Here is a 23,136-nt window from a genome sequence, read left to right on the forward strand (position 1 = left end):
TGAATTGAACATAATAAAATTAATATTGTACCACCCATTTGCCGCTAACAACCGTCAGCGGTAATACGTTGTGTTCAAATAGCCGCAGGGTCTATATCTAAATGCCAGCGTACCGCACCGGCGGCAGGAAGGTTTTCTATCCACGCACTTAAAAATTGATGTAGTGCTGGGCGAGATACTGATTGTGTTGCCAATTGCCACCGCCAGCGTCCTGCTGCTTTTGCAACTGGTGCTGGCACCGGATCATATACGATTACCGGCGACGAGGTAATCGCGCGCGCCGCTATAACTGCGTTGTCTAAAAAGTTACACACGTGTTTTTCGGTGGTTGCGGAGGCACGTAGCACAGCAATATGTGCATAGGGAGGTAATTGTGCTCGTTTTCGTTCTGTTAGTAGTCGTTTCCAGCAGGATTCTAAATTGTCGGCAAGCAAGTCTTTATAAAACGGATGTTCGGTCTGGCAAGTTTGAATTAACACTCGGCAGCCCGCGGGGTTGCGCGTGCCACGACCAATAACTTGGCGCAATAGCATCAATAACCGTTCTTCGGCGCGAAAATCTGCCGATGATAAGCCGCTGTCTGCATTTAAAATTCCGATAAATGACAAATGTGGGAAATTGTGTCCTTTGGCGACGATTTGGGTGCCGACCAACAACGGTGCTTTTCCTTTGGCGATAGCTTCACGTTGCTGTGCAAAGCTGTCGCGGCGGCTGAGTGAATCACTGTCTAGCCGTAGCACTGGTAGCGCGAAACGGCGTGTCAACGCTTCTTCTATGCGCTGGGTACCGGAACCCGCCGCTGTCAACCTGTTACCGCAACCTTCACAGCGTAGTGGCATCTGCCGCGCCGCGCCGCAGCGGTGGCATAGTAGGCGTCCTTCGCGCCGGTGCAAGGTCATATTAGTTTCACAACTCTCGCAAAAGGCTGTCCAGCGGCATTGTCCGCACACTAGCGTTGGAGCATAACCGCGGCGATTAATAAATATTAGTGCTTGCCCGCCGGTGTTTAGCGCTTCCCCCAACGCGACTAAAAAAGGCTGGGACATGCCGTGAAATAAAGTTCCTTCCTCTGGCGTGAGCGCGACATGAATGTCTGCTTTGTGTACTCGGGCATCTAAGCGTAACAATTGGTAGCGTCCGCTACGGGTATTTTCGTAACTTTCCAAAGACGGCGTTGCTGAACCGCAAACGAGTGCTGCTTTTTCATGTTTAGCGCGCCACACCGCCAAATCACGTGCGGAAAAGGGTAGCCCCTCATCCTGTTTGTAAGATTCATCATGCTCTTCATCCACCACTATTAACTTAAGTCTAGGTAGCGGAGTGAAAACGGCTAATCGTGTGCCAAGAACAATATCAGCTTGTCCCGACAATGCCATTAGCCAACGATGCGCCCGTTCTCCATCAGCCAGTCCGCTATGTAGAATACATAAGCGACACGTGGGAAAACGGCTGCGAAAGTTCTCCTCCATTTGCGGTGTAAGATGAATTTCGGGAGCAAGAATTAAAATTTGACCACCTGCGTCTAGTGCTTTGGCGGCGAGTTGCATATACACTTCGGTCTTGCCCGAGCCGGTGTCACCAAACAGCAACTGCGGGGTGTTCCACCCGTTAACTTGTGCCGCCGCCAGTACTCGCGCTTGTGCCGAAGTTAATGTAGGCGGCGTGTCGGCGGTGCCGAGGGGGGGTAACGGCCAATGTATACCGCGTTCTAGGAAACCTTCCTTAACTAATCGCGACAATAATGATGTTCCAGCGTCTGTTGCGGCTCCAATCGCTGCCGCTGTTTGACAGCCATTGTCTTGTAACCATTCGCATACGTGGAGCGCTTTTTTGCGATGTGGCGGCAGTGCTATGATTTTTTCCGTTAATCGATAACCCATCGGTAGCCGACAAACACTAGGGCGACGAAAAAAGGTTGGCACGGCAGCAGCAGCGGCAATGCCAACGGGGCAGTGATAGTACTCGGCACAGAAACGAATTAAATTAAGCGTTGCTGTCGGCAGCGGTGGCATATCATCATACGTTTCCAATATTTTTTTGAGCTTTGTGATTGGCACGGCAGAATATTTTTTACATTCCATAACAATGCCGACGGTTTGGCGAGTCCCAAGCGGGACCCGCACTCGTCGCCCGATTAGTGAGACGGCAGTGTCAATTTCACTAGGAACGATATAGTCAAACAGCGCATACACGCGCACATTAACAGCTACGCAAACGATTGTCATTTATAATAAATTATCCTTAATGACTCAAATGCTTTTATGCAAGAGTTAATTAATTTTGCGCAAAATTAGCACAGTAGACTATTTTTTGAAATTTGAAAAACAGTGGCGCAATGAATGCTATAAGAGTGACCTAGCGAATTTTGCATAAGGTCATAAGTTAATACGGCTGTTTAAATAGTAGTAATCACACACCTAGACGGCGCTTTTGCGAACTAAGGTTAAACATTTAATAACATACGAGCCGGGTTTTCTAGGGCCTCTTTGACGGCAACCAAAAATAATACCGCCTCCCGACCGTCTATTACGCGGTGATCATATGACAAAGCAAGATAGTTCATCGGGCGAATCACTACTTCACCGTTTTCTGCGATTGGTCGCGGTTTAGTAGCGTGAATGCCCAAAATTGCGCTTTGTGGTGGGTTGATAATCGGTGTGGATAGCAGAGAACCAAATACGCCGCCGTTAGTGATAGAAAAAGTGCCGCCTGTAATTTCTTCCATCGTTAGCGCGCCTGTTTGCGCTCGAGCGCCGAAGTCGGAAATATTTTTTTCGACGTCTGCCATAGATAGATGCTCGGCATTTTTGAGTATAGGCACGACTAATCCGCGTGGGGTGCCGACTGCGACACCAATGTCGTAGTATTCGTGATAAACAATGTCATTGCCGTCAACCGAGGCATTAATGACTGGATACTGTTGTAGTGCCTGCACCACTGCTTTGACAAAAAATGACATAAAGCCCAGTTTGACGCCGTGCTTTTTCTCAAAAGTGTCACGATAGGCGGTGCGCAAATCAATTACTGTCTGCATGTTTACTTCGTTAAATGTCGTTAGCGATGCAGTGTCATTTTGTGATTGCATTAGGCGTTCAGCAATTCGAGTGCGTAGTTTGGTCATTGGTACTCGTTGTTCATTACGAGCGCCGCCACCGCTGGTCGCAATGAGCACATCACCTTTGGTAATGCGACCTCCCTTGCCGCTTCCTTCAACTTGTCGCAGGTCCACACCTTGTTCGGCAGCAATTTTTTTTGCGGAAGGCATAGCGGGGGTAGCTTGTTTTGCTGGTTTTGTAACTATTGATGTAGTTGTGGTCGGTTCGGCGGTGGGTTTGGCAGAGTTGTCAATGCTTGCTAGTAATTCGCCGCTGACAACGGAATCTCCTGCCGTTTTGTGTGTATTACGTAACTCACCATCGCACGGGGCATAGACTTCCAGCACGATTTTGTCGGTTTCTACAGACACCAAAATATCGCCTTCGTGTACTGCGTCGCCGGGATTTTTTTGCCAATCCAAGAGGACGGCTTCGGAAACCGATTCGGATAATTCTGGAACTTTGATTTCAATCATGGAGGGAACTCCTTTTTTTAGTGGTTGTGGTGGATTTGATTGGCTCAGAGGTGGGTTTAGCAGAATCGTCGATGCTCGCTAGTAATTCGCTGCTGGTAACCGAATTTCCTACCGTTTTGTGTGTGTTACGTAACTCGTCGCACGGGGCATAGACTTCCAGCACGATTTTGTCGGTTTCTACAGACATCAAAACGTCGCCTTCGTGTACTGCATCGCCGGGATTTTTTTGCCAATCCAAAAGGACGGCTTCGGAAACCGATTCGGATAATTCTGGAACTTTGACTTCAATCATGGACGTCTTTCTTTAACATTAATAAACTAGCCTACGGTAGAGTTGATGTCAAGTGCAGCATCAATGACGTCCTGCTGTTGTTTTCGGTGCATGTCGCCATAGCCAGCGGCGGTGGATGCTGCTGACGGGCGCAAAGCATAGGTCAGAGATTGTCCTTTGCGCAAATGTCGGCGTAGATAGTGCTGAATGCGGTGCCACGCACCTTGATTGCCGGGCTCTTCTTGGCACCAGACTACATAGTCGGCGTTTTTGTATTGAGCAATTTCGAGTTCTACCTGTTCATGCGGAAATGGATATAGCTGCTCCAGTCGCATAATCGCGATGTTCTTAATTTTGCGTTCGCGGCGGGTGGCCAGTAATTCATAATAAATTTTCCCCGCGCATAGCACTACGCGTTTGACGGCGGTAGGTTTGATGGTCTTATCTGTTTCCGGTAGCACCGGCATAAAACGTCCGTTCGCTAAATCTTTGAGTGATGACACCGCTTCGGGATGGCGCAACAGACTTTTGGGTGTGATAACCACCAAAGGAAAGCGCAGTGGACGAAGCATTTGCCGTAACAACAAGTGATAAATTTGTGCCGGTGAGGAGGGTACGCACACTTGCATATTGTATTCAGCACACAGTTGTAGATAACGTTCTATGCGAGCCGATGAATGTTCAGGCCCCTGTCCTTCGTAACCGTGCGGCAGCAATAGTACTAAATTACAAAACCGTCCCCACTTAGCTTCGCCGGAAGAAATAAACTGGTCAATGACTACTTGTGCACCGTTAGCAAAATCGCCAAATTGTGCTTCCCAAACAACAAGACGATTGGGGTCGGTGGTGGAATAGCCATACTCAAAAGCAAGAACGGCCTCTTCGGAGAGAATGGAATCAATCACCAAGAAATCTGGCTGATCGGCAAACAAATTGCGTAGTGGCACATAAGCACCGCCATCGCGCTTTTCGCGTTGTTGATCATGCCAGACAGCGTGGCGATGGGCAAAAGTGCCGCGTCCACAGTCTTGTCCGGACAAACGCACGGCATAGCCGGCATCCAGCAGCATGGCATAAGCCATATTCTCAGCCATCCCCCAATCTAGTGGACGTTTGCCGGCAGCCATGTCGGCGCGTGTGGCGACAAGTTTTTTTAGTTGTAAGTGAGGGGAAAAATTGTCCGGCAAAGTGGAAAGTTTTTGCGCCATAGTGGAAATCTTTTTCATTGACACTGGTTTGGCAGGTGCCCAATCCCACTCTTGCTTGGGTTTTTGAAATGCGTGCCAGTCTACAAATTTATTCTCGGAAGAGGGTATGGCATTGGTACTAGCCGAATCATTGAGTTCCAATTGTTTTCTATAAGTTTTACTGATTTGTTCAATATCATCTTTGCTGACAACGCCTTCTTCTTGTAACTGGCGAGTATAAATTGCTGGTGAGCCTGGATGCTTGGCAATTTTTTGGTACATAAACGGCTGAGTCATGAAGGGTTCGTCTTGTTCGTTATGACCGTGGCGACGAAAGCATACCAAGTCAACAACCACATCTTCACCAAATTTTTGGCGATAAGCCAGCGCTGTCTCAATCGCGTAGGCGGCACCTTCAATATCATCGCAATGCACGTGAAAAATTGGTGCTTCAATCATTTTGGCCACGTCGGAACAAAAGAATGTGGAGCGCGCATCATCGGGGGTGGAGGTAGTAAAGCCAATTTGATTGTTAATAATAATGTTAACAGTGCCACCGTTTTTGAAACCGCGAACTTGTGAAAAATTAAGTGTTTCCATGACTACGCCTTGACCAGCAAATGCCGCGTCGCCGTGGATAAGTACCGGCAATACGGTTTTGCGTCGAGCATCACCGCGCCGATCTTGGCGGGCGCGTACCGAACCTTCTACTGCTGGGTTGGCGATTTCAAGGTGCGAGGGATTAAATGCCAACGCCAAATGCATTTCCTTGCCGCGTGCCCGATAAGCGCTGGAAAATCCCATGTGGTACTTCACATCGCCGGAGCCCGATACTGCTTTGTGCTTGCCCTCAAATTCCATAAACAATTCTGAGGGATGTTTGCCGAGAATGTTAACCAATACATTTAACCGCCCACGATGTGCCATGCCAATGACGACTTCTTTCATGCCGCCGTCAAGTGATAGATTAAGCAACGTATCCAACATGGGAATTAATGTATCGCCGCCTTCCAGTGAAAAGCGCTTTTGCCCGACATAGCGGGTGTGTAGGTATTTTTCTAGTAATTCCGCAGCAAGGAGGCGTTCCAGTAGTCGCTTTTTGTTGTCAGATGAAAGCGTGGGACGAGGTGTTTCTATGCGTTCGCGCAACCAAACTCGGCGGTCTTGGCGGCTGATGTGAGTGAATTCCACCACCATAGAGCCGCAATAGGCTTTTTTGAGGATAGATAAAATATTGCGCAACGATGCTTGTCCGCCCAATCCGCGAATATCAGTGGCAAAAATAGTATCCATGTCGGCACCGCCGAGACCGTGCGTTTCCGGTTGTAAATCAAGTAATTCAGGAGTGTCGTATTGCAACGGATTGATGGTGGCAACGCGGGCTCCCAAAAAGCGGTAACGGCTTGTTAGTCGGTTAACAGCAGCCTGTTTGCCATTGTCTGTACTGTCAGCAACGGAGTTAACCAGCCGCTCTGTTGAGCGTGCGGCAATGTTTTTAGCAAGCGAATGATAGCTGGGAATGTTGCCGTCGGGGCGGACATTTTCAAAAAACCGCCGCCAAGAATCGTCCACACTGGCGGGGTCTTGCGCATAGCGCTCATAAATTTCTTCGACAAAAGGGGCATTGCCACCAAAAAAGGCACCGCTTTTTTTGAAGTTTTGGTAGTTGGACATAAATAGCAGACTCCGTTGGCAATAGAATACTACCGAATACGATTATGTAATGCAAACAGGTGCGCAGATGAATGGTGTCGCAAGTATTACGCGCTGCAACTCCGCAGGACGATAACTTACAGGGGCGTTACGTTTTCAGCAAGTAACCCTTTAGGACCTTCGTTGATATCCATAGTAACTTTTTGTCCTTCGCGCAATGTTTTGCGACCGGATGAATTGCTGGCGATAGCTCTGAAATGAACAAATACGTCCTTCCCCCCATTATCTGGCGCTATAAAGCCAAATCCTTTGGAGTCATCGAACCATTTGACGGTTCCGGAGATTGATTCTGACATTTTTATTTCCTTTGTTATTTAAAAAGTCTGCTGCAAAAAATGCAACAAAAGTAATTGTTGACTGCTAATTGTACAGTGCTTTGCCTTGAAAATGACATTTGGCACGAATTATTGCCATTGATTCGGAAAATTTTCTCCATAATTTGAACGGGTATGAAAGTAAGAATGAGTGTCCGTCATATTATTATTCAGACGTGTAGGTTGATGTTCTTATTCAATAATTGTCGGTCTTATCTTTTCTATCATCGGCGATTGACCGGCGAGAATGTAGATGTGTCCTAATTTATAACTGTTGCAAAAACGAATTGTTGCTGTGGCGCCTTTTTTGAGGCATAACTGATTTGCGATTACTGAAGAAGGATTTTGTTGTCTAAGCTTGGGCTTCTAGCGTATAATTACTTGTCAATCGGTAAGCCTCTAACATCTTTTAATATCTTATCTAATGAACAATATTATTGAACAACTCAATCAAGAAGAACTCACCCGCCTCAACAAGACAATTCCGTCTTTTTTCTCCGGTGATGTCGTTTCCGTGCGAACCCATGTGGTTGACGGTAGCACTCGCCGAATTCAGGCTTTTGAAGGCATGGTAATTGCTCGTCGTAACCGTGGTATCAACGAATCTTTCATTGTTCGCCGCACTTCTTCCGGCGAAGCAATGGAGCGTACTTTTCAGACTTATTCGCCGTTAATTGAAAGTATCCAAATAGTGCGTCATGGCGATGTGCGGCGCTCAAAATTGTATTATCTGCGTGAACGTAGCGGCAAGTCTGCACGTATTCGTGAGAAACTTGGTGCCAAAAAAGCGCAAAAGCCGCGCTAATGCGCGATTTTTCTGTGTGTGCTGGCTGTGCCTAGCTCCTTATAGCGTTCGGTGACTTTTAAACTTAGTTCAAAAAGGCTTATTTTATGCTTTCCGAAAAAGAAAAACAGCTAAATATCCTCATAGAAGTCGCACACGAGTTATCTAGCGGTAAAAAATTCCCTGAACTATTTCAAAGTGTAATTAATATTGTCTGCGCGTCAAGCGGTGCCGATGGCGGGACACTCTACATGCACGACAATAAATACAACACACTCAAGGCTGTGTTGCTGACTAACCAAGTGCTTGATATTCACAGTGTGGTAAGTGAATTTGACCCGTTGGCAGTGAGTGGTTTTATTGAAGTGCCGCTACAAGAAGGGGATAGTACCCAGTCGGCTAAAATTTCCGCCTCCGCATTTTTGCAAAGGCAAACAATTGCCGTGCCTGACATCAATGCCGAATCGCGGTTTGATTTTTCAGGAGTGAAAGCCTTTGACGAAAGTAACAATTATCAGACTAGAAGCCTCATCGCATTTCCACTTCATGCCACCTCGGATGACACTCCTATCGGTGTGCTGCAGGTTATTAACCCGGACCCGAAGTGCTTTGAAGATGATTATTTGAGATTTTTGAACACGCTTGCCGGTCACATTACCATTTCACTTAATAATGCTTTGCTGATTAAAGAAGGGCAAAATTTGCTCGGTGCTATCGTGCGCATGGTCGGTATGGCGATTGATGAAAAATCACCGCATACTTCCGGTCACTGTTACCGTGTGACCGAGGTGACTATGATGCTGGCTGACGCCGTTGAGCAGGAGATGGTCGATTTTGAAATGTCAACATCGGACCGAGAGGCGCTCAAAATGGCGGCCTTGTTGCACGATGTGGGAAAAATCATCACTCCTGATCATATTTTGGAAAAACCAACCAAATTATTCACACTCACCGATCGTATTGAGCATTTGATTGATCGGTTGCACATGTGGCGTATTTCTGAAGAACTGGACGCGCTCAAAAAGAATGTTATTGCTGCAGGACGCAAAGATTTGCTGCCTTCCTCCAAGGAGTCTGATGTGTCGCAACTCAATTCTGATATTGATTTGCTTAAGGAAGTTAACACCGGCAATTTGTTTATGGATGAAGAAGTTATGAACAAGCTAGAAAACATTTCTAGCCGTGTTATTGCCCATACACAGCCGCCCACCGAAAAAAATGATGAACAAGATGGACGAGAAAAAGTGGTAGCGAGAAAAGATTTGTCAGATTTACAAATTTTGCGTGGGACGCTCAATCCACGGGAACGCAAAATTATGGAAGAGCATGCGAGTATCACAATTCGCCTACTGTCGTCCATTCCTTGGCCAAAAAAATATTCTCGGGTGGTTGAATATGCGGGTAACCATCACGAAAAAATGAACGGCGCCGGCTATCCTAACCGGTTGTCTGCCAGCGAATTGTCCATACCTTCTCGCATTCTTGGCATTGCTGACCGTTTTGAAGGGTTGAGCGCTCCGGACCGTCCCTATCGTAGTAGAAAAATGACGCTATCCAGAGTGCTTGATATTATGCAAAGTATGAGCGATGAAGGAGAAATTGATGCCGATTTGTATCGAATTTTCCTTAAAAGCAAAATACATCTCAAATACGGGCACCAGTTTTTGGATAATGCTTTGGTGGACTGCGCTTAGGTTGAACGTTTGCGCCATCGTATAGCTCGTATAGCGCTTACGATTTTTCTTTTAATATTTCTATTTCTTTTTTGATTTGCTTGCTGAGAGTTGAAACTGCTAGCAACAAATTGGGTTTCATTTTGTATTTTTCGGCGATGGTAAGTTGTCGCTCGGCCAACTCAAAATAGCCCTGTGCGGCGTGTGCTTTCGCTAGTAATAAATTAGCATATCCTCGTTGTTTGAGCGTTGCTGCCGCTTGCGAAGCTTCGCGTAGAGTATCGCTACGCTCGCGCAATACCTTGGGCATGGCCTTGTAGGTTTTTAGTAAATTGCGATAATCATTTGCCCGTCGCATAACGATAAGCTGCCGCACACCCAACGCGGCCGACTCGGGAAAATCGCGGCGAGCTTGAGCCAAAATAGCCAGTGCTTGTTTGTTATTACCGCCGAGACGGCTTAAATATTCTGCGCGCTCAGCGACAACAAAAGGATGTGCCACCGGCTGTAAGGAATCAAACATGCTTTGTGCCAGCACTTTGTCGCGGGTTTTTATGGCCAGTGCCAATAGGGCAAATTGCAATGCGGTTTTTTTGTCGCTGGTTGCTTGCGCCAGCATTCGCTGCTTAGTATTTTTTTCGTCTTCGGGCACACCGCTTAGCGAAAGTTTTTCTTTTAACAAAAGAAAATCCAGACTGTTTTTTTCGCCCCGAATAGGCGAGGAGAGCAGGCGGTCTTTGATGTATGCAGCACGGCGCAGCGGCGCTGGGTGGGTGGAAACATATTCGGCACCACCGCCGGACAGTTTGCCCAGTAACTCAGCCAGATATTGTCCGTTGTGGCCAGAGTTAGCCATCATTTCCAATCCTAGTACGTCGGCTTCATGTTCCAGTTCGCGTGAATGTGCATATAGCTGACCGGTAATAATGCCGGCGCTACCGCTAACAACGGCATTACGCACTTCGGAACTGTCTGATAGCAGTCCAGCGATGAGTAGCGGTATCGTTATTGCGGTGATTGTTTCCTGTACTTCTTTGGTACGCCGAAAATGATCTTGTTTAACGTGTGCCATTTCGTGAGCGACGATGCCTACAAAACCATCTTCATTGCTAGCTAATTTCCATATGCCTTTCATTATGACGATGCAACCGCCAAAATAGGCAAAAGCGTTAACCTGGTCAATGTTAGCGGTGGTAATTAAATAGTTATCTTCGGGAGCGAGCTCGATGCTGATGCGCTGGAAATAATCGTCAAAAGCCGGATCGGTGATGCGCACTCGCCCCAAAATTTTGTTCATTAGTCGCTCTCGCACGGCAGCGGGCATTTCGCTTTGCGGAAAAAAATCTCTGGCGCCGATGGCGGCGGCAGGAAAAGAAACCGTCATAACAGCAGTGAGCAAAAGTATAATTAGCTGCTTTGGCACTAAGAAATTATATATCATGACAAAAGAACTTAGCCACTTGGACGTGCGTGGGCAGGCGCAAATGGTGGATGTTGGTGAGAAAGCCGTTACTCGTCGTCACGCTGTTGCTGGTGGCCGTATTCGGTTGTCGGTGGAGGCTTTTGAGTTGCTTGCTGGTGGCAATGTTTCCAAAGGCGATGTGCTGGCTGTGGCGCGAATTGCTGCCATTCAAGCGGCAAAAAGAACAGCAGAGTGGATACCGTTGTGCCACATCTTACCACTTGAGTCAGTGCGGGTGGAATTTTTTCTGGACGCGCAACATAGCTTGGTGGAGTGTGAAGCATCGGTTACGGCTACTGCCAAGACCGGCGTGGAAATGGAAGCCTTGACCGCGGTTCAAGCAGGACTGCTAACAGTATACGACATGATGAAAGCGGTGGATAAAGGTATGGTTATTGAAAATGTGCGATTAATCAAAAAACAAGGCGGTCGCAGCGGAGATTTTTTGCGTAATGAGTGAGATATACAAACGGCAGAACTAATTGCCTAATTAATAAAACGCTAACCAAATTTCGAATAGATTGAAGCCTTACCGCTGATGGAAGGTGAGTTAACATTGAATGATAAATTATTCAGGTTTATTAATATTCAAATCGGCTTTGGGTATGAGTACGTACAAACGTCCGTGCGTTTTCATCAATCCTGCCATTTTTTCGGCGCGGGTGCCGCGTCCCCAAAACACATCGGCGCGGATGTCACCATTAATCGCGCCGCCGGTATCTTGTGCCATCATTAATTGTTGTAGTGGCGTCTTGCCATCGTCGGGCATGACGGTATCCAGCCACACCGGTGCTCCCAGTGTAATTTTTTCATTATCCACCGCCAAACTTCGTTCCGGCGTGAGTGTTACTCCAAGTGAGCCAATAGGACCTTCGGCGACCGCATCACGACGGGTGAAAAAAATGTAACTGGGGTTAGAGTGAAGTAGTTCATCGGCACGTTGCGGATTTTGTTCTAGCCATTGGCGAATGGAAAACAAGTTAACATCTTCCAATTCCATGTCACCGCGTTGTGCCAGCAGCCGTCCAATTGAGAGATAAACATGACCGTTTTGGTCGGTATAGCCAACTCCAATAATGTCGCCATTAGGTAGCTGCACCAGCCCTGAGCCTTGTATATGTAAAAAAAACAAAGCTACTTTATCATCTACCCACAGTAATTCGTGACCGGCAAGCGGATTGCTTTCGCCATTAATGTCGGCGCGTGAGTGGTAGGGGATTATTTTGCCGTTTGCCAGTCGGCCGCGTAATTTGCGTTTTTGCAATGATGGGTACGCCACGCCCAATTCTATGGTCAACAAATCATCGGGACGGGCGTATATCGGGTATTGATAACGTGCTGAAGGTTGCAGTGCACCTTGTAACAGCGGCTCGTAATAGCCAGTAACAAGCCCAATTTCGGAATTGTCTTTTTGTAGCAGTTGTTGGGGCATAAAATATTTTTCAAAAAATAATCGTGCCGTGTCATCATCAACATTTTTCGGCAATGCTGCCGCCGCCGCGCAAATGTGGCGCCATTTATTTTGTTCCCGAATTTTTTCGCAACTGCGCAAAAATGCGGGTATCGCGGCGGCATGATTATCCGTTGTCCAGCCGGGCATGGCTTCCCACGTTATGACAAGGTGCTTTGTTGGCGCAATTTTTGGTACAGCACAACCAGTCAGTAAAACTAACAAGCACAGAGCGAAAATTTTTTTCATGAAACGCATTTTAACTCACAGCTAACTAATGATTGAGTGATATCTTTAACTGGTAATATGTAACTATGAAAATAGTCCATCCGTTATTGGCATGCTTGTTAATATTTTTAACCGGTTGCACTTCACCACCGTCTTTACCACTCTTGGCTGATGATGATGTGGTATTGGCTTTTGGAGACAGCTTGACTGTTGGGTATGGCGTGTCTGCCGGCGAGTCTTATCCGGCACAATTGCAGGGGCTAATCAGTCGCCGTGTTGTTGTCGCTGGCGCATCTGGTGAAACCACTGTTGATGCCCTCAAGCGGCTACCTGAGATACTGCGGAAAGTGCGCCCAGCCCTGGTGATTATTTGTAGCGGCGGCAATGATTTTTTAAAAAAATACCCTGAAAAGGTCACAGTAGACAATCTAGAACGCATGATACAAATTGTTCACGATACCAACGCTCGGGTAGTCGTTATCAGTGTGCCGCGCCCGTCGCTGTGGCCATCCAATCATCCGTTGTATGCGCAGTTGGCGTCAGCATACGATTTATGGATAGAAGATAGTATTTTAAAATCGGTGTTGCATGACGAGAATTTAAAATCTGATTACTTGCATCCTAACGCGCAAGGTTATAGGCTTATTGCCGAAGCGGTTGCCGATTTACTGCACCGTTCTGGTGCGGTGTGACAATTATTTTCTACTTTCAGCTCACGTCGCGAGCGGTTTACCTGTTCCGAATTTAGACTGGACATGTTTTGCTAAATTCAATGCCGTTGTGTAGATTTTAGTAAAATTGCGTAGTTCATATATTCTTTGAACGCTATCAACTGGTAGAATAAAGGGTTTTTTATTGAAAAAGGAGATTAATAACCGAATGCCTCATGTCAGTATTAGTGAAAACGAATCGTTTGAAGGCGGCATGCGCCGTTTCAAACGGCAGGTTGAGCGCTCTGGGCTATTGACCGAAATGCGTATGCGCATGGCCTTTGAAAAACCAACTACTCGCCGTAAACGGTTGAAAATTGCCGCCGTTAAGCGATTGCGTCGCAAATTGCGAATGCGTTCTCTTCCTACCCGCAAATACTGATTTGCAATAGTTTGCCTGTTTTCGGTGAGTGCTTCCTCCGATTCAACTGCTCCACCGACTCCCGCTCAGCGCTTGCAAAAAGAAGTGCAAGTAGCGATGAAAGCGGGCGACCAGTTACGCGTAGACGTTTTTCGTATGTTGCTGGCTGCGGTTAAAAAAACAGAAATAGATTCTGGCAAGCCAGTGGAGGAATCTGATTTTGTCGCGGTTACTCAAAAGTTAATCAAACAACGCCGTGAGTCGGCAACGCAATATGGCAGTGCTGGGCGCGATGAGTTGGCTGCTCGTGAGCGTGAAGAAATTACTATTTTGGAGCCGTTTTTGCCGCCGCAACTGGACGAAAAAGAATTAGAACAAGCTGTGGAAGCCGCCATTACTAACTGTGGAGCTTCTTCTATGCGTGATATGGGAAAAGTAATGGGACAACTTAAAAATACGCTTGTCGGTGCCGACATGAGCATCATAAGTCGGCTGCTCAAACAAAAATTAACTAATTGATTTTTTCGCTGCCAAACTAAGGGCAAATTATTTTTAAATTTAACATTTGAGTAATGGCTACTATCTGCGTATAACGCCTCTGCAGCCTAGCAAAAATCGTATAATTTTGCCTACGCTAAATAGAAAGGAAAATAACGTGCAAATCCCAACACAGGCAAGGGCAGTGGTTATCGGGGGCGGCGTGGTCGGCTGTTCAGTCGCCTATCATTTGGCCAAATTAGGCTGGCATGACGTTGTGTTACTGGAACGTAAGCAGTTCTCTTGCGGTACTACTTGGCATGCTGCTGGGCTGATGCCGCGTCTACGCCCAACGGAAACAATGACAAAATTGGCGCAATATGGTCATGAATTGTACCAACGGCTGGAAAAAGAAACGGGTATAGATATCGGTTATAAAAAACGTGGATCTATTGCCTTGGCACTTACTCAAGAACGACTGGAGGAGTTGCGGCGTAGTGTGTCGGCGGCTAAGGCGTTTGGCGTTCCAGCGGAAGAGCGATCGCCGACAAGTATTGCCTCGCTGTATCCGGGATTGCGCACCGATGATATTGCTGGTGCTATCTGGTTGCCTGAAGATGCGCAGGTCGATCCGGTGAATGTCACATTAGCGCTTGCCAAAGCTGCGCGTGACGGTGGGGCAACTTTGTTGGAGGGGGTGAAAGTGACCGCTATTCACCACAACAATGGATGCATAACTGGCGTAATGACGAACCAAGGGCCAATAAGTTGTGAATGTGTTGTAAATGCTGCCGGCATGTGGGCGCGTACTGTCGGGGAGTTGGCTGGTGTTGCTGTGCCACTACACGCTTGTGAGCATTTTTATATTGTCACTGAACCTATTGATGAAGTAGGCGAACTGCCGATGTTGCGGGTGCCTGACGAATGGTCGTACTATAAGGAAGACGCAGGCAAAATTTTACTTGGGGCTTTTGAGCCAGATGCCAAGCCGTGGGGTATGAAAGGCATACCTGAAAATTTTTCTTTTGAATCGTTACCCGAAGACTATGCGCATTTTGAGCCAGTTTTGGAAAAAGCGCTCGCGCGGTTGCCGATGCTTGAAAAAGCCGGCATTCAATTGTTTTTTAACGGACCGGAAAGCTTTACTCCCGATGACCGTTTCTTGCTGGGTGAAGCACCGGAACTTAAGAATTTTTACGTTGCCGCTGGGTTTAATTCAGTAGGAATTCAATCCGCTGGCGGTGCTGGGATGATGTTAGCCGAATGGATGGTTGATGGGCGTCCTCAGCTAGATGCGACGGAATTGGATATTGCTCGTATGATGCCCTTTCAGCGGAACTGTCGCTATTTGCGCGAGCGGGTGAGTGAAACGTTGGGGTTGTTATACGCTGACCATTTTCCATACCGACAATTTGCGACCGCCCGTGGTGTACGACGTTCGCCGTTACATACACAACTAGCGGTGCGTGGAGCATGTTTTGGTGAGCTTGCTGGGTGGGAGCGAGCTAATTGGTTTTTGTCTGCTGATGAATTGCGCGTTGGGAAAAAACCAGCCTACGAATACAGTTGGCAACGGCAAAATTGGTTTGCCCGCCAGGCGGCTGAACATCATGCAGTGCGCAATGGAGTGGCACTATTTGACCTTAGTAGCTTTGGTAAAATTCGTGTGAGCGGGGTCGATGCCGAAGCAGTGTTACAGCGTATCGCCGCCAATGATGTCGCTTTGCCGGTGGGGCGCATAGCATACACGCCGTTTCTTAACGTTGATGGTGGTGTGGAATCCGACGTAACTGTTGCTCGGATTAGCTATGATGAATTTTTGGTAGTAACTCCGGCAGCAACTGTGCGGCGTGATATGGCTTGGATTCAACAGCAAACACCGCCGCAGGCGCAGTGTATGGTGATGGATACTACGGTAATGGAGGCCGTAATACTCGTCACAGGGCCAGCGGCGCGTGATTTTTTGTCTTTGTCCATAGCGCAACCGTTGGATGACACATTTCCCTTTGGCACCACACAGGAAGTGGAAATTGGTCATACTGTAGTTCGTGCTCATCGCGTATCATTTGCTGGTGAATTGGGATGGGAGCTATACGTGTCGGTGGACATGGCTGCACATGTATTTGAAACACTGACAGAAAAAGCGCCAACAGAGGCGATGTGGTGCGGGATGCACGCTTTAGATTCTTGTCGTTTGGAAAAAGGATTCCGCCATTTTGGTCACGACGTTTGTGGTCGCGACCACGTGCTGGAAGCAGGACTGGGTTTTGCCGTCAGTGTTGATAAAGCAAGCACGGCTTTGGGTGATTTTATCGGCAAAGACGCAGTCATTAAAAAGCGTGAAACTGGGCTTACGCGGCGGTTGATGCAATTTAAACTGCGTGATTCTCAACCGTTGTTGTACCACAATGAACCTATCTTGCGTGACGACGAAGTGGCAGGTTACATTACTAGTGGTAATTATGGTCATCATTTGGGAGCAGCGATTGGATTAGGCTATGTGCGTTGTGGATGTAATGAAACGGCGACGGAGTTGCTGTCATCAGCCTATGAAATAGAAATAGCAGGTAAGCGGTTTGTCGCTGAAGCGTCTTTGCGACCTTTGTATGACCCCAGTGGGTTACGAATGCGAGCATAAAAAGTAATGTGAGCGCGTGGAAATAAGTGGAAGCGTGATAGAATTTCAAATTTTTAAACTATGGCTAATACTAAACAATCAGAAAAACGGGCGCGGCAAGCGCTCACTAGACACAAACGTGGGCAGGCGATTCGCTCCCGTTATCGTACTGCTGTTAAAAAAGTTCGTGCTTGCGCGGGTAATGCTGAGGAAGGTCGTGCGGCTTTTCATGTTATGCAATCAATTGCCGATAAGGCCGCAAGAAAAGAAATGTTGCATCCGAATACGGTTGCGCGTGTCAAGCGTCGCCTGAACCGGCTTATACAGACAACTGCTGTGAAAGGCAAAGTAGACAAAGAAGCCGCTTAAATCTACAACAAGTTGGCTGCAGAGGGTGTGCGAATATAAGGAATAAACAGTCCTGTCGGATATGAATAAGCATTTTCAGATATCAAAAGGCCGTGCCTGATGCCTGTTTTTGAATGTTCTAAAAATTTGGAGACTTAGTAAAATATTCCTATATAATATGAGTAACTTGGAGGAAGCATGGTAAAGCGGTGTTTCCTATTTTTGATTTCTATAAAAAACAAAAGGCATAGAATTATGAAACATGAAACATGGCAAGCTTGGCTTGCAGCTGGCGCTTTAGTAGTCAGTAGTGGTGCTTCCGCTGGTACATTGGAAGATGTGCAAAATCGGGGACACGTAATTTGTGGCGTTGACGGCGGGTTGCCGGGCTTTTCCGCTCCGGATGACGCAGGCAAAATACGCGGCATTGATGCAGACGTATGCTATGCGGTCGCCGCTGCTGTGTTGGGTGACCGTGAAAGTGTCAAGTTTGTGCCACTGACAGCAAAAGAGCGTTTTACCGCCCTGTCTTCAGGTGAAATTGACGTGCTGTCCCGCAACACGACGCACACGTTGACCCGTGACGCTTCCTTAGGTCTTAATTTTACCTACTATAATTTTATTGACGGGCAGGCTTTCATGGCTAAAAAAGATCTCGGGGTTAACAGTGCCAAAGAGTTGGATGGTGCCCGTGTGTGTGTGCAATCAGGTACCACCACAGAAATCAATCTCGCTGATTACTTCCGCTCCAATAAAATGGACTTTGAATTAGTCGCCTATGAAACCTCAGTGCAAACACGCGAGGGTTTTGAAGGTGGTGCTTGTGACGTATTGACATCTGACAAATCCCAATTAGCGGCTATTCGCAGTGAGTTGGCCGATCCATCTAGTGCCCAAGTGTTGCCGGAAACAATCTCCAAAGAGCCTTTGGGTCCGGTTGTTCGTCAAGGTGATGATGCTTGGTTTAACACTGTTAAATGGACGTTGTGGGCAATGATGAACGCTGAAGAGTTGGGTGTTTCTTCCGCCAACGCTGACCAAATGAGAAGCAGTGAAGATCCATCCGTCCTCCGTTTACTCGGGTTAGAAGGCGATAGCTGTCAGTTAATCAGCGACAAGCTTTCTAAGGATTGCTTCTATCAAGCTGTCAAGCAGGTAGGTAACTATGGCGAAATTTATGAGGCCAATGTGGGCGAAAATACTCCGCTCGGTCTTACTCGCGCTGGTAGCCCCAATGATTTGTGGAGCCGTGGCGGTTTGATATACGCCCCACCTGTTCGCTAATTATTTGATATTATGAACGGGCGGCTTTTGCCGCCCGTTTTTTGTGTGGGTTTTTCTGCACAACAGCCATTAGAGAGAGAGAGAGAAAAAAATGGCACCTATACCTACTAACAAAGGAATTAGCCGTTTTTTTAGAACGCCGGGTATTCCCTTGCTTCGAGACCCCAAAGTGCGGTCAATATTTTTTCAAAGTACGGCGGTGCTTTTTTTGCTATGGGTAATTTTTACAATTGCCAACAACACGAACAAAAATCTGGAAGAACGCGGTATAAAAACCGGATTTCATTTTTTTGATGACATCGCGCCGTTTGCCATTCCAGAAAAATTCTTTCCTTTTTGGAGCTTTGAGCTAGGGGAAAGCCTGTATTGGGAAGTGCTTGTTATAGGCATTCAAAATACTGTTTTTATTAGCATTTTAGGGATTATTTCTGCCGCTGTGTTGGGTTTTGTGGTTGGCGTGTTGCGTTTATCTCCTAACTGGTTGGTTTCCCGTTTTGTTGGTCTTTACATTGAATGGTTTCGTAATACACCATTGTTATTGCAGTTATTATTTTGGAACTTTGTAGTATTTTTACCGTTGGCGCCGGTGGTGAGAAACAGCTGGACCTGGGGTGAAATGTTTTTTCTGAACAAAGCTGGTTTATATTATCCGTCACCACAATTTTCCATTGCAAGCGCTGTATTGTTAATTGCCGCTCTTGTCAGCGCTATTGTCGCGATTGTATTTATGTGCCGTTGGGCTCAACGACGGAAAGATACAACTGGAAAAATGTTTCCAGTATTTTTTGTATCGCTGGCGATTATTGCCGCGTTTTTGTCCACTGGTGTTTTTCTGGCTGGTGAGCATTTGTCATTTAATTATCCTCAACTAAAAGGACTCAATTATCGCGGTGGTGGGCGGGTGCCTTTAACGGCTTTTGTGTTGTGGTTTGGGCTAACAGTGTATACCGCCGCTTTTATTGCTGAAAACGTACGTGGTGGAATTCTCGCCGTATCGCATGGGCAATCTGAAGCTGCTTCCTCTTTAGGGTTGTATCGTCGAATTACTCTGCAATTAATAATAATTCCGCAGGCTATGCGGGTAATTGTTCCGCCGACAATCAGCCAATTTTTAAATTTGACCAAAAATTCATCACTGGCAGTTGCCGTTGGTTATCCCGACCTCGTCAACGTATGGTCGGGTATTGCGCTCAATCAAACTGGTCAAGCGCTGGTAATTATGATGGTGACAATTGGTGTGTACTGGTTACTTTCTTTTCTCACATCTGCACTGCTTAACGCCTACAATCGGCGAGTGCAGCTAGAGGAGCGTTAACAGTGACTATTCGTTTTATTTCCCTTCCAGCGCGGCCAGCACCGATAGCTACAACCGGACTAATCGGTTGGATTCGCCTTAACCTTTTGTCAACGCCACTTAATATCGGTCTAACTTTTCTGTCTTTATTGCTGTTGTACAACATTATTCCAGTGTCACTCAATTGGTTACTGTTTAATGCTACTTGGAGTGGTGGCGATTCGTCTGCTTGCAAAATCACCGACGCTAACGGTAATGAAGTAGACGCACCAGGTGCTTGTTGGACTTTTATTCGGGTGCGGTTTTTACAATTGATGTTCGGGTTATATTACAGCGGTCACACCGACCAAGTTTGGCGTCCAGTGTTGATGTTTGCATCGCTTATCGCCTTGATAATACCGCTGTTTATTAACGGGTTTCGTCACAAAATGAAGCTGGGTGCGATTATTATTTTCGTGTTTCCATTTTTTGCTTTTGCGCTGGTGCACGGAGAGTGGCTAGGGCTACCAGTAGCCAGCAGCGACCAGTGGGGCGGTTTCATGCTGACCTTTATGCTGGCTTCAGTGGGAATTGTCGCAGCTTTACCATTGGGTATCGTATTTGCACTGGGTCGCCGCTCAAAAATGTCGATCATTCGTACCATCAGCGTGTTTTATATTGAAATGTGGCGGGCTGCACCACTAATTACCGTACTGTTCATGGCCTCCAATCTGTTGCCGTTGTTTTTCCCGGCCGAAGTGGATTTTGATAAAGTGGCGCGGGCGATGGTTGGTATTACCCTGTTTCAATCGGCTTATATGGCGGAAGCTATCCGTGGTGGTTTGCAAGCTATTCCTCGCGGTCAGTACGAGGCAGCTGACGCCATGGGAATGGGGTATTGGAAGAAAAACGGATTGATTATTTTGCCTCAAGCAATGAAAGTTGCGATTCCCGGAATCGTCAATACGTTTATTGAGCTATTTAAAGACACTACGTTAGTGCTAATTATCGGTTTATTTGATATGCTTAGAATGGCCGAAGCAGCGGCCCGTTCATCTAATTGGAAAGGCTACGAGTTGGAAGCCTATGTGTTTTCGGCTGCAATTTATTTTACGTGCTGTTACGGTATGTCAAAATACAGCCAGCACATAGAAGCCAAGTTGCACACTGGTCACAAAAGATAAACTCAAAGAGAAAGAGAACAATAATCATGTTAAGCACGCAAAAAGCTGAGAATTCTGGTGAACCCTGCATTTGTTTGGATAAGGTTAACAAATGGTATGGGCAATTTCATGTATTGCGGGATATTAATTTGAAGGTACACGCCGGTGAACGCATCGTTGTGTGTGGTCCATCGGGTAGCGGCAAGTCTACAATGATTCGTTGTATTAATCGCTTGGAAGCACATCAAGAAGGCTCTATAGTGGTGGATGGTATAGAGCTTAATGATGACCTTAAACACATAGATGAAATCCGCCGCGAAGTGGGTATGGTATTTCAGCACTTTAACTTGTTTCCGCATTTAACTGTGTTGCAAAATCTTACCTTGGCGCCGATTTGGGTTCGCAACACGCCTAAAAAGGAAGCTGAAGCAACTGCGATGCATTATCTGGAGCGGGTGCGCATTCCCGAGCAGGCGGAAAAATATCCGGGACAATTATCGGGTGGTCAGCAGCAACGAGTGGCGATTGCTCGTTCTTTGTGCATGAAGCCCAAAATCATGTTATTTGATGAACCGACGTCGGCGCTAGATCCGGAAATGATTAAGGAAGTGTTGGACGTGATGATTGAATTGGCTCAAGAAGGAATGACCATGATTTGTGTGACTCACGAGATGGGTTTTGCTCGCACAGTGGCAAACCGCGTGATTTTCATGGATGAGGGACAAATTGTGGAAGAAAATGAGCCAGAAGAATTTTTTAATAATCCTCAGAACGAGCGCACCCAGCTATTTTTGAGCCAAATCTTATCGCATTGATAACCGACGATAAGCTACAAGCCCGACAAAAATCCTTTGAATCGCCATTGTTTTTTAGTTGCGGATATTGATAAAGTGGCTTTTGAATTTTTGATGACTGACGTTATGTTAGTTACGCTTTTTGACGATTAGCACGCATTATAAAATATTAAAATGGGCTACAATTATTGCCTGTTGTGATTGATACTACATAATCAACAAGAGGAGAAAGTAATGCAGACACAAGCAGCTATTGCAACTGCCGCTGGGCAACCACTTACCGTTGAAACCGTTAATTTGGATGGTCCCAGAGCGGGTGAAGTGTTGGTGGAAATCAAAGCCACTGGTATTTGTCATACTGACGAATTTACCTTGTCAGGCGCCGATCCAGAAGGACTCTTTCCCGCGATACTTGGGCACGAGGGTGCCGGCGTGGTAGTAGAAACCGGAGAGGGTGTTACTTCTTTAAGGTCGGGAGACCATGTTATTCCCTTGTACACGCCAGAATGCCGCCAATGTGAATATTGTACCAGCGGCAAAACTAACCTCTGTCAGGCAATTCGTACTACGCAAGGGCGTGGTGTTATGCCTGACGGCAGCAGCCGTTTTTCGCTGGGCGGTGATTCCTTATTTCATTACATGGGCACTTCTACATTCTCCAATTACACCGTGTTGCCTGAGATTGCAGTCGCTAAAGTTCGCGAAGATGCCCCTTTTGACAAGGTGTGTTACATTGGTTGTGGTGTAACCACCGGTATCGGTGCAGTTATTAACACCGCCAAAGTCAAGCCTGGCGACAATGTGGTGGTGTTTGGGCTTGGCGGCATCGGGTTGAACGTAGTGCAGGGCGCTCGGCTGGTGGGCGCAGACAAAATCGTTGGAGTGGATATTAATCCGGCGCGGCGTGAAATGGCAGAGCGGTTTGGCATGACGCATTTTGTTAATCCGAAGGAAGTAGAAGGTGATTTGGTGCCGTATTTGGTCAATTTGACGGGAGGCGGTGCTGATTTTAGTTTTGAATGCATAGGAAATGTAGACACCATGCGACAAGCACTAGAGTGCTGTCACAAGGGGTGGGGAGAGTCGGTTATTGTTGGTGTGGCCGGTGCTGGGCAGGAAATAACAACTCGGCCGTTTCAATTGGTAACTGGTCGCGTCTGGCGTGGAACGGCATTTGGTGGGGCGCGGGGGCGTACTGATGTGCCAAAGATCGTGGATTGGTATATGGAAGGAAAAATAGAAATTGACCCAATGATTACTCACACTATGCCACTGTCGGACATTAACCGTGCTTTTGGATTAATGCGCAAAGGCGAGTCCATTCGCAGTGTAGTAGTTTTCTAATCCTCAGTTAAAATCAGAGTCATAGAAAAAACTGACTAGTAAAAATGTCAAATTAATCTGAGATGTGTTTCACTGAAAAAGCCAGAAAGTGAAATTGATAGGCATGCAATTA

Annotated in this window: 20 protein-coding genes; 13 read left to right on the forward strand and 7 right to left on the reverse strand. The window is 46.8% G+C overall.

Going from position 1 to position 23,136, the window contains the following annotated elements:
- Positions 1 to 74: 74 nt before the first annotated feature.
- From priA to NQX30_02180, 5 genes are all read right to left on the reverse strand, one after another.
- On the reverse strand, positions 75 to 2,225 hold the full coding sequence (gene priA / locus NQX30_02160) for a primosomal protein N' (GenBank protein ID MDM5147181.1): 2,151 nt from the start codon (positions 2,223 to 2,225) through the stop codon (positions 75 to 77).
- 218 nt (positions 2,226 to 2,443) lie between these two features.
- Complete coding sequence (gene odhB / locus NQX30_02165) at positions 2,444 to 3,571, reverse strand: 2-oxoglutarate dehydrogenase complex dihydrolipoyllysine-residue succinyltransferase (GenBank protein MDM5147182.1); 1,128 nt, start codon at positions 3,569 to 3,571, stop codon at positions 2,444 to 2,446.
- The gene (locus tag NQX30_02170) at positions 3,564 to 3,863 is read right to left on the reverse strand and encodes a hypothetical protein (protein MDM5147183.1); all 300 of its coding nucleotides are present in this window, start codon (positions 3,861 to 3,863) and stop codon (positions 3,564 to 3,566) included. Before NQX30_02170 ends, odhB begins: the two co-directional genes overlap by 8 nt.
- A gap of 26 nt (positions 3,864 to 3,889) precedes the next feature.
- On the reverse strand, positions 3,890 to 6,703 hold the full coding sequence (locus NQX30_02175; protein MDM5147184.1) for a 2-oxoglutarate dehydrogenase E1 component: 2,814 nt from the start codon (positions 6,701 to 6,703) through the stop codon (positions 3,890 to 3,892).
- Positions 6,704 to 6,819: 116 nt separating this feature from the next.
- Positions 6,820 to 7,038 (reverse strand): cold-shock protein, encoded by a 219-nt coding sequence (locus NQX30_02180; protein MDM5147185.1) that lies wholly within the window; start codon positions 7,036 to 7,038, stop codon positions 6,820 to 6,822.
- A gap of 442 nt (positions 7,039 to 7,480) precedes the next feature.
- Here NQX30_02180 and rplS point away from each other — a divergent pair, with 442 nt between their 5' ends.
- Together rplS and NQX30_02190 are read left to right on the forward strand one after the other, a co-directional pair.
- The gene (gene rplS, locus NQX30_02185; protein MDM5147186.1) at positions 7,481 to 7,861 is read left to right on the forward strand and encodes a 50S ribosomal protein L19; all 381 of its coding nucleotides are present in this window, start codon (positions 7,481 to 7,483) and stop codon (positions 7,859 to 7,861) included.
- An 86-nt stretch (positions 7,862 to 7,947) separates the two neighbouring features.
- Complete coding sequence (locus NQX30_02190) at positions 7,948 to 9,534, forward strand: HD domain-containing protein (GenBank protein ID MDM5147187.1); 1,587 nt, start codon at positions 7,948 to 7,950, stop codon at positions 9,532 to 9,534.
- Between the two features lie 37 nt (positions 9,535 to 9,571).
- On the opposite strand, the gene NQX30_02195 is transcribed toward NQX30_02190, so the two are convergent.
- Complete coding sequence (locus tag NQX30_02195; GenBank protein MDM5147188.1) at positions 9,572 to 10,912, reverse strand: M48 family metalloprotease; 1,341 nt, start codon at positions 10,910 to 10,912, stop codon at positions 9,572 to 9,574.
- A 40-nt stretch (positions 10,913 to 10,952) separates the two neighbouring features.
- Between NQX30_02195 and moaC the strand changes: the two genes are divergently transcribed.
- Positions 10,953 to 11,435 carry a cyclic pyranopterin monophosphate synthase MoaC gene (moaC, locus tag NQX30_02200; protein MDM5147189.1) on the forward strand — a complete coding sequence of 161 codons (483 nt, stop codon included), beginning with the start codon at positions 10,953 to 10,955 and terminating at the stop codon, positions 11,433 to 11,435.
- 108 nt (positions 11,436 to 11,543) lie between these two features.
- Here the strand turns inward: moaC and NQX30_02205 are convergent, their stop codons facing one another.
- The gene (locus NQX30_02205; GenBank protein ID MDM5147190.1) at positions 11,544 to 12,674 is read right to left on the reverse strand and encodes a murein transglycosylase A; all 1,131 of its coding nucleotides are present in this window, start codon (positions 12,672 to 12,674) and stop codon (positions 11,544 to 11,546) included.
- Between the two features lie 65 nt (positions 12,675 to 12,739).
- On the opposite strand from NQX30_02205, the gene NQX30_02210 reads away from it, so the two are divergent.
- The 10 genes from NQX30_02210 (at position 12,740) to NQX30_02255 (ending at position 23,024) form a co-directional block, all read left to right on the forward strand.
- Positions 12,740 to 13,345: a GDSL-type esterase/lipase family protein gene (locus tag NQX30_02210; GenBank protein ID MDM5147191.1), complete on the forward strand. Its 606-nt coding sequence runs from the start codon at positions 12,740 to 12,742 to the stop codon at positions 13,343 to 13,345.
- Positions 13,346 to 13,532: 187 nt separating this feature from the next.
- Entirely contained in the window at positions 13,533 to 13,745 is a 213-nt protein-coding gene (gene rpsU / locus NQX30_02215) for a 30S ribosomal protein S21 (GenBank protein ID MDM5147192.1), read from the forward strand.
- 24 nt (positions 13,746 to 13,769) lie between these two features.
- Entirely contained in the window at positions 13,770 to 14,243 is a 474-nt protein-coding gene (locus NQX30_02220) for a GatB/YqeY domain-containing protein (GenBank protein ID MDM5147193.1), read from the forward strand.
- A gap of 136 nt (positions 14,244 to 14,379) precedes the next feature.
- Positions 14,380 to 16,839 carry an FAD-dependent oxidoreductase gene (locus NQX30_02225; protein MDM5147194.1) on the forward strand — a complete coding sequence of 820 codons (2,460 nt, stop codon included), beginning with the start codon at positions 14,380 to 14,382 and terminating at the stop codon, positions 16,837 to 16,839.
- A 60-nt stretch (positions 16,840 to 16,899) separates the two neighbouring features.
- Positions 16,900 to 17,187 (forward strand): 30S ribosomal protein S20, encoded by a 288-nt coding sequence (rpsT, locus tag NQX30_02230; protein ID MDM5147195.1) that lies wholly within the window; start codon positions 16,900 to 16,902, stop codon positions 17,185 to 17,187.
- A 234-nt stretch (positions 17,188 to 17,421) separates the two neighbouring features.
- Positions 17,422 to 18,450 carry an amino acid ABC transporter substrate-binding protein gene (locus NQX30_02235; GenBank protein ID MDM5147196.1) on the forward strand — a complete coding sequence of 343 codons (1,029 nt, stop codon included), beginning with the start codon at positions 17,422 to 17,424 and terminating at the stop codon, positions 18,448 to 18,450.
- Positions 18,451 to 18,541: 91 nt separating this feature from the next.
- The gene (locus tag NQX30_02240; protein ID MDM5147197.1) at positions 18,542 to 19,765 is read left to right on the forward strand and encodes an ABC transporter permease subunit; all 1,224 of its coding nucleotides are present in this window, start codon (positions 18,542 to 18,544) and stop codon (positions 19,763 to 19,765) included.
- Between the two features lie 2 nt (positions 19,766 to 19,767).
- The gene (locus NQX30_02245) at positions 19,768 to 20,907 is read left to right on the forward strand and encodes an amino acid ABC transporter permease (GenBank protein MDM5147198.1); all 1,140 of its coding nucleotides are present in this window, start codon (positions 19,768 to 19,770) and stop codon (positions 20,905 to 20,907) included.
- Between the two features lie 26 nt (positions 20,908 to 20,933).
- Positions 20,934 to 21,701 (forward strand): amino acid ABC transporter ATP-binding protein, encoded by a 768-nt coding sequence (locus tag NQX30_02250; protein MDM5147199.1) that lies wholly within the window; start codon positions 20,934 to 20,936, stop codon positions 21,699 to 21,701.
- Between the two features lie 213 nt (positions 21,702 to 21,914).
- Positions 21,915 to 23,024: an S-(hydroxymethyl)glutathione dehydrogenase/class III alcohol dehydrogenase gene (locus NQX30_02255; protein MDM5147200.1), complete on the forward strand. Its 1,110-nt coding sequence runs from the start codon at positions 21,915 to 21,917 to the stop codon at positions 23,022 to 23,024.
- The last annotated feature ends 112 nt before the right edge of the window (positions 23,025 to 23,136 follow it).

The organism is Candidatus Persebacteraceae bacterium Df01 (assembly GCA_030386295.1).
GTDB classification, from domain to species: domain Bacteria; phylum Pseudomonadota; class Gammaproteobacteria; order Tethybacterales; family Persebacteraceae; genus Doriopsillibacter; species Doriopsillibacter californiensis.

Coding starts and splice junctions, on each gene's coding strand:
- rpsT (MDM5147195.1), top strand. CDS start 16,900: ATGGCTAATACTAAACAATCAGAAAAACGGGCGCGGCAAGCGCTCACT.
- NQX30_02180 (MDM5147185.1), bottom strand. CDS start 7,038: ATGTCAGAATCAATCTCCGGAACCGTCAAATGGTTCGATGACTCCAAA.
- priA (MDM5147181.1), bottom strand. CDS start 2,225: ATGACAATCGTTTGCGTAGCTGTTAATGTGCGCGTGTATGCGCTGTTT.
- odhB (MDM5147182.1), bottom strand. CDS start 3,571: ATGATTGAAATCAAAGTTCCAGAATTATCCGAATCGGTTTCCGAAGCC.
- NQX30_02190 (MDM5147187.1), top strand. CDS start 7,948: ATGCTTTCCGAAAAAGAAAAACAGCTAAATATCCTCATAGAAGTCGCA.
- NQX30_02255 (MDM5147200.1), top strand. CDS start 21,915: ATGCAGACACAAGCAGCTATTGCAACTGCCGCTGGGCAACCACTTACC.
- NQX30_02205 (MDM5147190.1), bottom strand. CDS start 12,674: ATGAAAAAAATTTTCGCTCTGTGCTTGTTAGTTTTACTGACTGGTTGT.
- rplS (MDM5147186.1), top strand. CDS start 7,481: ATGAACAATATTATTGAACAACTCAATCAAGAAGAACTCACCCGCCTC.
- moaC (MDM5147189.1), top strand. CDS start 10,953: ATGACAAAAGAACTTAGCCACTTGGACGTGCGTGGGCAGGCGCAAATG.
- NQX30_02210 (MDM5147191.1), top strand. CDS start 12,740: ATGAAAATAGTCCATCCGTTATTGGCATGCTTGTTAATATTTTTAACC.
- NQX30_02170 (MDM5147183.1), bottom strand. CDS start 3,863: ATGATTGAAGTCAAAGTTCCAGAATTATCCGAATCGGTTTCCGAAGCC.
- NQX30_02175 (MDM5147184.1), bottom strand. CDS start 6,703: ATGTCCAACTACCAAAACTTCAAAAAAAGCGGTGCCTTTTTTGGTGGC.
- NQX30_02240 (MDM5147197.1), top strand. CDS start 18,542: ATGGCACCTATACCTACTAACAAAGGAATTAGCCGTTTTTTTAGAACG.
- NQX30_02235 (MDM5147196.1), top strand. CDS start 17,422: ATGAAACATGAAACATGGCAAGCTTGGCTTGCAGCTGGCGCTTTAGTA.
- NQX30_02250 (MDM5147199.1), top strand. CDS start 20,934: ATGTTAAGCACGCAAAAAGCTGAGAATTCTGGTGAACCCTGCATTTGT.
- rpsU (MDM5147192.1), top strand. CDS start 13,533: ATGCCTCATGTCAGTATTAGTGAAAACGAATCGTTTGAAGGCGGCATG.